We start from the raw sequence: 8,073 nt of genomic DNA, 5'->3' as shown, positions 1-8,073 counted from the left end.
GGGCGACAACGTGACGATGACCGTCAAGCTGCTGGCCCCGATCGCCATGGAAGAAGGCCTGCGTTTCGCCATCCGTGAAGGCGGTCGTACCGTCGGCGCCGGCGTCGTCGCCAAGATCCTGAAGTAATCCGGATCACTTAAGCAGCACACAACCAGCGAGGGCCTATCAAAGCCCTCGCCTCTCGTTCTTTAGGAAACGCCATGAAAAACCAAAAGATCCGTATCCGCTTGAAGGCTTTCGATTACAAGCTGATCGATCAATCGGCCGCTGAAATCGTCGACACCGCCAAGCGCACGGGCGCCGTTGTCCGCGGCCCGGTGCCGCTGCCCACGCGTATCCGCCGTTACGACGTGCTGCGCTCGCCGCACGTCAACAAGACGTCGCGTGACCAGTTCGAAATCCGTACCCATCAGCGCCTGATGGACATCGTTGATCCCACCGACAAGACCGTTGACGCCCTGATGCGTCTGGACCTGCCGGCCGGCGTCGACGTCGAAATCGCGCTGCAGTAAGGCGTATCGCCAGCCCGCTACCTTCGCCAGCGGGCTCGTGAAGAATGGCCGCAATCCTTCGGGAATGCGGCCATTTTGTTTTTGCGCCACAGCTTGGCACGCGCCTGGCCGGGAAAGGGGCTTTTACGCTAAGTGCTTGTGCTGCCTGGAAAAAACGTGCTAATATACCAAGCTTGCCATTTTGTGGCAGGTCTAACTATGGCGAGGCTGGCGCGTATCCGGGTTTTCGGGGCGTGCATGCCGTAACCAGGTTGAACATAGTCGTAGGGCAAAGGCCGTTACCTTTTGCCTGATTAGCCCCGACCAATCGCAGTCGGGAATGGAGAAAACGATGTCGAATTCGACACCCACGCCCGCCGCTCACCGGCTGGGGCTGGTGGGTCGCAAGGTCGGCATGACCCGCATTTTTACCGAGGAAGGTGAATCCATCCCGGTGACCGTGCTGGACGTGTCGAACAACCGCGTGACCCAAGTTAAGTCGCTGGAAACCGACGGCTACGCCGCGATCCAGGTGGCTTATGGCGCTCGTCGCGCCTCGCGCGTGCCGCAAGCACAAACGGGCCACTACGCCAAGGCCGGCGTTGAAGCCGGTAGCATCCTCAAAGAATTCCGCCTTGATCCCGCTCGCGCCGCTGAATTTGCGGCCGGTTCCGTGATCGCCGTGGAATCGGTGTTCGAAGCCGGCCAACAGGTCGACGTCACGGGCACCACCATTGGTAAGGGCTTTGCCGGTACCATCAAGCGCCACAACTTCGGCTCGCAACGCGCCTCGCACGGTAACTCCCGTTCGCACCGCGTTCCCGGCTCGATCGGCCAAGCTCAAGATCCGGGCCGTATTTTCCCGGGTAAGCGCATGGCGGGTCACCTGGGTGATGTCACCCGCACCGTTCAAAACCTCGACGTCGTTCGCGTTGACGTGGAGCGCGGCCTGCTGCTGGTCAAGGGCGCGGTCCCCGGCCACGCTGGCGCCGATATCGTCGTGCGTCCGGCCATCAAGGCCCCGGCCAAGAAGGGAGCGTAAGTAAATGGATCTCAAGCTCCTGAACGACCAAGGTCAGGCCGCGACTTTCAGCGCGCCCGACACGATCTTCGGCCGTGACTTCAACGAAGCGCTGATTCATCAGATCGTGGTGGCTTTCCAAGCCAACGCCCGTGCCGGCAACCGCGCTCAGAAGGATCGCTCGGAAGTCAAGCACTCGACCAAGAAGCCCTGGCGCCAGAAGGGTACCGGCCGCGCTCGCGCCGGTATGACCTCGTCGCCGCTGTGGCGTGGCGGTGGTCGGATTTTCCCGAACTCGCCGGAAGAGAACTTCAGCCAGAAGGTCAACAAGAAGATGTACCGCGCCGGGATCCGTTCGATCCTGTCGCAGCTGGCTCGCGAAGACCGTATCGCCGTCGTCGAATCGTTCGATCTGGAATCGCCCAAGACCAAGGCTGCCGCTGCAAAGCTCAAGAGCCTGGGCCTGGACTCGGTCCTGATCATCACCGACAACGTCGATGAAAATGTTTACCTCGCCACCCGCAACCTGCCGCACGTTGCCGTTGTCGAGCCCCGTTATGCCGATCCGTTGTCGCTGGTCCACTACAAGAAAGTGCTGATCACCAAGCCGGCCATCGCTCAACTCGAGGAGATGCTGGGATGAACGCTGAACGCTTGATGCAAGTCATTCTGGCTCCGATCGTGACCGAAAAGGCCACGTTCGTCGCTGAGAAGAATCAGCAAGTCGCTTTCCGTGTCGTGGCTGACGCTACCAAGCCGGAAATCAAGGCTGCCGTCGAACTGCTCTTCAAGGTGCAGGTCGAGTCCGTGCAGGTCCTCAACCGTAAGGGCAAAGTCAAGCGCTTTGGCCGATTCGTTGGCCGTCGTCGCGACGAGCGCAAGGCCTACGTTTCGCTCAAGGACGGCCAGGAAATCGACTTTGCGGAGGTGAAGTAAATGGCCCTCGTAAAAGTTAAGCCGACTTCGGCTGGCCGCCGTGGCATGGTGAAGGTCGTCAGCCCGAACCTGCACAAGGGTGAGCCCTACGCGCCGCTGCTGGAAAAGAAGACCCGTGGTTCGGGCCGTAACAACAACGGTCACATCACGATCCGCCACCGTGGCGGCGGTCACAAGCAACACTACCGTGTCGTCGACTTCCGTCGCGACAAGGATGGCATCCCCGCGAAGGTCGAGCGTCTGGAATACGACCCGAACCGTACGGCGCACATCGCTCTGCTGTGCTACGCCGACGGCGAGCGTCGCTACATCATCGCTCCGCGCGGCCTGGAAGTGGGCGCCACGCTGATCTCGGGCATCGAAGCCCCGATCCGCGCCGGCAACACGCTGCCGATCCGCAACATCCCGGTGGGTACGACGATTCACTGCGTCGAAATGCTGCCTGGCAAGGGTGCCCAGATGGTCCGTTCGGCCGGCGCTTCGGCCGTCCTGCTGGCCCGCGAAGGTACCTACGCTCAAGTGCGTCTGCGCTCGGGTGAAGTCCGCCGTGTGCACATCGAATGCCGTGCCACCATCGGTGAAGTCGGTAACGAAGAACACAGCCTGCGCCAGATCGGCAAGGCCGGTGCAATGCGTTGGCGCGGTGTCCGCCCGACGGTTCGTGGCGTGGCCATGAACCCGGTCGACCACCCGCACGGTGGCGGTGAAGGCCGTACCGGTGAAGCACGCGAACCGGTCAGCCCGTGGGGCACTCCGGCGAAGGGTTACAAGACCCGTCGCAACAAGCGGACGAACAATATGATCGTCCAACGGCGCAAGCGCAAGTAAGAGGCGAACACTATGTCACGTTCGATCAAGAAAGGCCCGTTTGTCGATGCTCACCTGATCAAAAAGGTGGACACGGCCGTCGCGGGCAAAGACAAGAAGCCGATCAAGACCTGGTCGCGTCGCTCGACGATCCTGCCCGAGTTCATCGGTCTGACGATCGCTGTGCACAACGGCAAGCAGCATGTTCCCGTTTACATCAACGAGAACATGGTCGGTCACAAGCTGGGCGAGTTCGCGCTGACCCGTACGTTCAAGGGCCACGCCGCGGACAAGAAGGCGAAGAGGTAAGCGATGGAAACTACTGCCATTATCCGTGGGGTTCACATCTCCGCTCAAAAGACGCGTCTGGTGGCGGATCTGATCCGCGGCCAGAAGGTCGGCCGTGCGCTCGAGATCCTCACCTTCTCGCCGAAGAAGGCCGCCGCCATCCTGAAGAAGGCTGTCGAGTCCGCCATCGCCAACGCCGAGCACAACGACGGCGCCGATATCGACGAACTGAAAGTCACCACGATCTTCGTGGACAAGGCTCAGTCGATGAAGCGCTTCTCCGCTCGCGCCAAGGGCCGCGGCAACCGTATCGAGAAGCAGACCTGCCACATCACGGTCAAGGTCGGAGCTTAAGGAGTCACGATGGGTCAGAAAATTCACCCCACTGGGTTCCGTCTCGCGGTCACCCGTAATTGGTCCTCGCGTTGGTTCGCCGACGACAAGGCCTTCGGCAGCATGCTGGCCGAAGACATCCGCGTCCGCGAGTACCTGAAGAAGAAGCTCAAGAGCGCCTCCGTCGGTCGCGTGATCATCGAGCGTCCCGCCAAGAATGCCCGCATCACCGTCTACTCGGCTCGTCCGGGCGTGGTGATCGGCAAGCGCGGCGAAGACATCGAAAGCCTGAAGGCTGATCTGCAGCGCCTGATGGGCGTGCCCGTGCACGTCAACATCGAAGAAATCCGCAAGCCGGAAACCGATGCTCAACTGATCGCCGACTCGATCTCGCAACAGCTCGAGAAGCGCATCATGTTCCGCCGCGCCATGAAGCGCGCGATGCAGAACGCCATGCGTCTGGGTGCCCAAGGCATCAAGATCATGAGCTCGGGCCGTCTGAACGGTATCGAAATCGCTCGCACCGAGTGGTATCGCGAAGGCCGTGTGCCGCTGCACACCCTCAAGGCCAACATCGACTACGGCACCTCCGAAGCCCACACCACCTACGGCGTGATCGGCATCAAGGTCTGGGTCTACAAGGGCGACATGCTGGCCAACGGCGAACTGCCGCCGGAAACCGCCGCCCCGCGTGAAGAAGAACGTCGTCCGCGCCGCGCTCCGCGTGGTGATCGTCCGGACGGTGCTCGCACCGGTCGTCCGGGTGGTCGTGGCCGTGGTCCCCGCAAGGCGGACGCTGCTCCGGCGCCTGAAGGAGAATAACCATGCTGCAACCCTCTCGCAGAAAGTATCGCAAAGAGCAGAAGGGCCGCAACACCGGTCTGGCGACCCGTGGCACCCACGTGTCGTTCGGCGAATTCGGTCTGAAGGCCACCGGCCGTGGCCGTCTGACCGCTCGCCAGATCGAAGCCGCTCGTCGTGCCATCAACCGTCACATCAAGCGCGGCGGCCGCATCTGGATTCGCATTTTCCCGGACAAGCCCATCTCGCAAAAGCCTGCCGAAGTCCGTATGGGTAACGGTAAGGGCAACCCGGAGTACTGGGTCGCCGAGATTCAGCCCGGCAAGGTGCTCTACGAAATGGAAGGGGTTAGCGAAGAGCTCGCGCGTGAAGCTTTCCGCCTGGCCGCTGCCAAGCTGCCGATTTCGACCACGTTCGTCGCGCGTCATATCGGTGCTTAAGGAGTACTAAGACATGAAAGCCAGCGAACTCCGTTCGAAAGACGCCGCCGAGCTCGGCAAAGAGCTCGAAAGCCTGCTGAAGGCACAATTCGGTCTGCGTATGCAGAAGGCCACGCAGCAGCTTGCCAACACCAGCCAGCTGCGTAACGTGCGCCGCGACATCGCGCGCGTGCGTACCTTGCTGACCGAGAAGGCAGGGAAATAAAGATGAGCGAAACTCAAAACACCCAAGTGGCCAAGCGCCAGCGTACGCTGGTCGGCAAGGTCGTCAGCAACAAGATGGACAAGACTGTCGTCGTTCTGGTTGAACGCCGCGTCAAGCACCCCATCTTCGGCAAGATCATCATGCGTTCCGCGAAGTACAAGGCGCACGATGAATCGAACCAGTACAACGAAGGCGATACGGTTGAAATCGCTGAAGGCCGTCCCATCTCGCGCTCGAAGTCGTGGAGCGTGGTGCGTCTGGTCGAAGCCGCGCGTATCATCTAAGTGAAGATTTCAGAACGGTTCGCCGTTCTGAGGTAAAACGGCAAGGGTTCAGGCCCTTGCCGTTTTTTTTCGTCCGGCGGCTTTATCGCGTCGGGATTCCAAGGACATCATGCACGATTCCAGTAAGGTGACGTTGTTCGTGCTGCTATGCATTGGCGGGCAGTTCGCCGTGCCCGCGCGGGCACAGGCGCCGCTGCCGGCCAGTGAGATGGCAGGCAGGCACGCCGGGGCTCCCGGGGTAATGACGCCCGCTCCGGATCCTGCGGCGATCGGCCGCAACGTATTGAATGCGGGGCCAGATCCGCGTGTGCGGCTCGATGGCCTGTCTCGCGATCACGCCGCGATCTTCGGCACCCAGGATGAAGACGAACAGGCCTTGCTGGCCAATGAACAGGCACTGCAGCAGCAGCGCGACCAGCTCCGCATGCTCGAGCGCCTGTTCATGCAGAAACCGGCGCAGGCGGATCCGCGACTGCCGGCGATGATGCCGTTGAAGAACGGAGCATCCATGAATATGGCGCCCCTTGTGCCCACGCCCTCCGGCTCGCAACTGGCCGGCGGCCAGGCGCAACGCAGCGTCGACCAGATGCAGCGGCGGGTCGACGATCTGCGGCGCGGCGCCGAGGCGCCGAAACCGGCGTCGCGCTAGGTTCCCGGCGCCGCCCGACGGGCGTCGTCAGGAACCTGGCGACATAGACATTGAAGCCGAACGAAGCAACTGCCCGCAGGCAGAGCTCGTCCTCGGGCTCCACCCTTGATATAAAAGGCGACGAAGAGCAATCCGCCCTTCATCATCGACCGGATCGGGGGTCTGACATATGCGTGCATCGCTAAGCAAACTTGGGTTGGCGCGGGTGGCCGTATTGGTTGCCGCGGGGCTGATGGCTTCCACGGCATATGCCTGGGATATCATGCTGAAGGACTGGTCGGTAGAACGGCCGACCTATGACCGGTTGTTCGTGGTGGGCAGCGACGGCCGACTACGCACCGGCCCGAACGTGCGCGACCTGGAAGCGTTGATGCAGACGGTCTCCGATCAGTCCAAGGCGCTTGACGAACTGCGTGGCAGGAACGACGCCCTGAGCCGCAAGCTGGAGGAGCAGGCTCAGAAGATCGCGAACCTGGAGCGCAAACAGGGCGATGGCGGCCGCAGCAGCGACAGCCAGAAAGGAGAGATCGATAAGCTGACGCGCGCGGTCGATAACCAGAAGAATGAACTGGACAAGCTGTCGCGTAGCGTTTCGCAACTGAGCAACTCTGGCAGCACCGGAGATCGCAAGATTGATGATCTGCAGCGTCGTGTCGATGACGTCAAGCGCAGTGTGGATGACCTGCGCAGCCGCTTGAAGTAGCTTGTCTGCACGGCCGCGGGTGCTCCGAGGGGCGCACCCGCGTGAGCGGCTAGCGTTGCTTCAGTTCCCGCAATCGCCCGGCTACGCCGCTCGGGAAGTAATACACCGACAGCACGAACAGGATGCCCAGCCAGAGCAGCCAGCGGTCCGGCTCGAACAGCAGTGCCAGGGGCGCCATGCCAGCGACGGCATCGTGGATCACGTGCAGCCCGTCCTGTAGATAGCTCTGCGCGAATACGAACAGGCTGGCACCGACCACCGCGCCGTACATGGTGCCCATGCCGCCGATGACCACCATCAGCAGGATGTTGAGCATGATCTCGAACGACAGCGTGGTGTCGGGGCCGTTGTAGCGCAGCCAGAGTGCGTAGAGTGCACCCGCCAGGGTGGCGAAGGCCGCCGCCAGCAGGTTGGACAGGCTGCGGTACAGCACCGTGCGGTAGCCGATCGCCTCCGCCCTGAACGGGTTTTCGCGAATGGCCTGCAGCACTCTGCCGAACGGTGAATTGACGATGCGCAGCAGCATCAGGAACAGCACGACACACACCGCCGCGATGAGGTAATACGTGATGATGCGGCCGTCGACCGTGATGCCGAAGATGGGTTCGGAGAATGGCCGGAAAGCCGGCCGCAGCATTTGCGGCACCTTGAAGTTCAGGCCGTCTTCGCCGCCGGTCAGTTCGGACAGTTGCGACACGAGGGTCTGGAAGGCCGCGGCCACGGCCAATGTGATCATGGCGTAGAAGATGGCGCGCACCCGCAGGCTGGCCAGGCCGATGATCAGTGCGAATGCCAGCGATACGGCCAGGCCGGCGGCGGTGCCGGTCAGTACCGCAAGCCAGCCCGCCTCCATGCGCACACTGGCGATGGCCACGCCATAGGCGCCGATACCGAAGAACATGGTGTGGGCGAAGCTGACGATGCCGGTATAGCCCAGCAACAGGTCATAGCTGGCGACCAGGACCACGAACACCAGGATCTTGGCCGCCACTGCCAGCGACTTGGGGCCTGGGAACAGGAACGGCGCCGTCGCCAGCGCAGCGACCAGGACGAGCAGCAAGACCGCCAGCAAGGTGCTGCGCGGAGGATCGCCGGAAAGCAGACGGAAGGACAT

At 62.0% G+C, this 8,073-nt stretch carries 15 protein-coding genes; 14 read left to right on the top strand and 1 reads right to left on the bottom strand.

Annotated elements, in window-relative coordinates; translation table 11 throughout:
- From AC6LKG_RS07855 to AC6LKG_RS07790, 14 genes are all read left to right on the top strand, one after another.
- The coding region (locus AC6LKG_RS07855; protein WP_458575104.1) for an EF-Tu C-terminal domain-related protein at nucleotides 1-127 on the top strand (127 nt) is incomplete at its 5' end.
- Nucleotides 128-201: 74 nt separating this feature from the next.
- On the top strand, nucleotides 202-513 hold the full coding sequence (gene rpsJ / locus AC6LKG_RS07850) for a 30S ribosomal protein S10 (protein ID WP_003806903.1): 312 nt from the start codon (nucleotides 202-204) through the stop codon (nucleotides 511-513).
- Between the two features lie 331 nt (nucleotides 514-844).
- Nucleotides 845-1,534 (top strand): 50S ribosomal protein L3, encoded by a 690-nt coding sequence (rplC, locus tag AC6LKG_RS07845; RefSeq protein ID WP_006392074.1) that lies wholly within the window; start codon nucleotides 845-847, stop codon nucleotides 1,532-1,534.
- A gap of 4 nt (nucleotides 1,535-1,538) precedes the next feature.
- Nucleotides 1,539-2,156, top strand: a complete 618-nt coding sequence (gene rplD / locus AC6LKG_RS07840; RefSeq protein WP_006389605.1) for a 50S ribosomal protein L4 — start codon at nucleotides 1,539-1,541, stop codon at nucleotides 2,154-2,156.
- On the top strand, nucleotides 2,153-2,449 hold the full coding sequence (gene rplW / locus AC6LKG_RS07835) for a 50S ribosomal protein L23 (protein ID WP_006389606.1): 297 nt from the start codon (nucleotides 2,153-2,155) through the stop codon (nucleotides 2,447-2,449). Before rplD ends, rplW begins: the two co-directional genes overlap by 4 nt.
- The gene (rplB, locus tag AC6LKG_RS07830) at nucleotides 2,450-3,277 is read left to right on the top strand and encodes a 50S ribosomal protein L2 (RefSeq protein ID WP_006389607.1); all 828 of its coding nucleotides are present in this window, start codon (nucleotides 2,450-2,452) and stop codon (nucleotides 3,275-3,277) included.
- Nucleotides 3,278-3,289: 12 nt separating this feature from the next.
- Entirely contained in the window at nucleotides 3,290-3,565 is a 276-nt protein-coding gene (gene rpsS, locus AC6LKG_RS07825) for a 30S ribosomal protein S19 (RefSeq protein ID WP_006216555.1), read from the top strand.
- A gap of 3 nt (nucleotides 3,566-3,568) precedes the next feature.
- Nucleotides 3,569-3,898, top strand: coding sequence for a 50S ribosomal protein L22 (gene rplV, locus AC6LKG_RS07820; protein WP_006389608.1), 330 nt, complete (start codon nucleotides 3,569-3,571; stop codon nucleotides 3,896-3,898).
- Between the two features lie 9 nt (nucleotides 3,899-3,907).
- Nucleotides 3,908-4,699 carry a 30S ribosomal protein S3 gene (gene rpsC, locus AC6LKG_RS07815; protein ID WP_006389609.1) on the top strand — a complete coding sequence of 264 codons (792 nt, stop codon included), beginning with the start codon at nucleotides 3,908-3,910 and terminating at the stop codon, nucleotides 4,697-4,699.
- Nucleotides 4,700-4,701: 2 nt separating this feature from the next.
- Nucleotides 4,702-5,118, top strand: a complete 417-nt coding sequence (gene rplP, locus AC6LKG_RS07810) for a 50S ribosomal protein L16 (RefSeq protein WP_006389610.1) — start codon at nucleotides 4,702-4,704, stop codon at nucleotides 5,116-5,118.
- Nucleotides 5,119-5,131: 13 nt separating this feature from the next.
- Nucleotides 5,132-5,323: a 50S ribosomal protein L29 gene (rpmC, locus tag AC6LKG_RS07805; protein WP_003806912.1), complete on the top strand. Its 192-nt coding sequence runs from the start codon at nucleotides 5,132-5,134 to the stop codon at nucleotides 5,321-5,323.
- Between the two features lie 2 nt (nucleotides 5,324-5,325).
- Nucleotides 5,326-5,607 (top strand): 30S ribosomal protein S17, encoded by a 282-nt coding sequence (gene rpsQ, locus AC6LKG_RS07800; protein ID WP_175133211.1) that lies wholly within the window; start codon nucleotides 5,326-5,328, stop codon nucleotides 5,605-5,607.
- Between the two features lie 127 nt (nucleotides 5,608-5,734).
- Nucleotides 5,735-6,256 carry a hypothetical protein gene (locus AC6LKG_RS07795; RefSeq protein WP_498163786.1) on the top strand — a complete coding sequence of 174 codons (522 nt, stop codon included), beginning with the start codon at nucleotides 5,735-5,737 and terminating at the stop codon, nucleotides 6,254-6,256.
- Between the two features lie 169 nt (nucleotides 6,257-6,425).
- Entirely contained in the window at nucleotides 6,426-6,959 is a 534-nt protein-coding gene (locus AC6LKG_RS07790; protein WP_498163785.1) for a hypothetical protein, read from the top strand.
- A gap of 49 nt (nucleotides 6,960-7,008) precedes the next feature.
- Here the strand turns inward: AC6LKG_RS07790 and AC6LKG_RS07785 are convergent, their stop codons facing one another.
- A complete protein-coding gene (locus AC6LKG_RS07785; RefSeq protein WP_498163784.1) occupies nucleotides 7,009-8,073 on the bottom strand; it encodes a branched-chain amino acid ABC transporter permease in 1,065 nt (354 codons plus the stop codon).

Source organism: Achromobacter sp. 46006, from assembly GCF_059761975.1.
Note: the sequence above shows the minus strand (reverse complement) of the source record. Positions and strands in the feature narration are given on the sequence as shown.

Excerpts from the sequence above, each read along its gene's own strand:
- rpsJ (WP_003806903.1), top strand. The coding sequence starts at position 202 with ATGAAAAACCAAAAGATCCGTATCCGCTTGAAGGCTTTCGATTACAAG.
- rplC (WP_006392074.1), top strand. The coding sequence starts at position 845 with ATGTCGAATTCGACACCCACGCCCGCCGCTCACCGGCTGGGGCTGGTG.
- rplD (WP_006389605.1), top strand. The coding sequence starts at position 1,539 with ATGGATCTCAAGCTCCTGAACGACCAAGGTCAGGCCGCGACTTTCAGC.
- rplW (WP_006389606.1), top strand. The coding sequence starts at position 2,153 with ATGAACGCTGAACGCTTGATGCAAGTCATTCTGGCTCCGATCGTGACC.
- rplB (WP_006389607.1), top strand. The coding sequence starts at position 2,450 with ATGGCCCTCGTAAAAGTTAAGCCGACTTCGGCTGGCCGCCGTGGCATG.
- rpsS (WP_006216555.1), top strand. The coding sequence starts at position 3,290 with ATGTCACGTTCGATCAAGAAAGGCCCGTTTGTCGATGCTCACCTGATC.
- rplV (WP_006389608.1), top strand. The coding sequence starts at position 3,569 with ATGGAAACTACTGCCATTATCCGTGGGGTTCACATCTCCGCTCAAAAG.
- rpsC (WP_006389609.1), top strand. The coding sequence starts at position 3,908 with ATGGGTCAGAAAATTCACCCCACTGGGTTCCGTCTCGCGGTCACCCGT.
- rplP (WP_006389610.1), top strand. The coding sequence starts at position 4,702 with ATGCTGCAACCCTCTCGCAGAAAGTATCGCAAAGAGCAGAAGGGCCGC.
- rpmC (WP_003806912.1), top strand. The coding sequence starts at position 5,132 with ATGAAAGCCAGCGAACTCCGTTCGAAAGACGCCGCCGAGCTCGGCAAA.
- rpsQ (WP_175133211.1), top strand. The coding sequence starts at position 5,326 with ATGAGCGAAACTCAAAACACCCAAGTGGCCAAGCGCCAGCGTACGCTG.
- AC6LKG_RS07790 (WP_498163785.1), top strand. The coding sequence starts at position 6,426 with ATGCGTGCATCGCTAAGCAAACTTGGGTTGGCGCGGGTGGCCGTATTG.
- AC6LKG_RS07785 (WP_498163784.1), bottom strand. The coding sequence starts at position 8,073 with ATGTCCTTCCGTCTGCTTTCCGGCGATCCTCCGCGCAGCACCTTGCTG.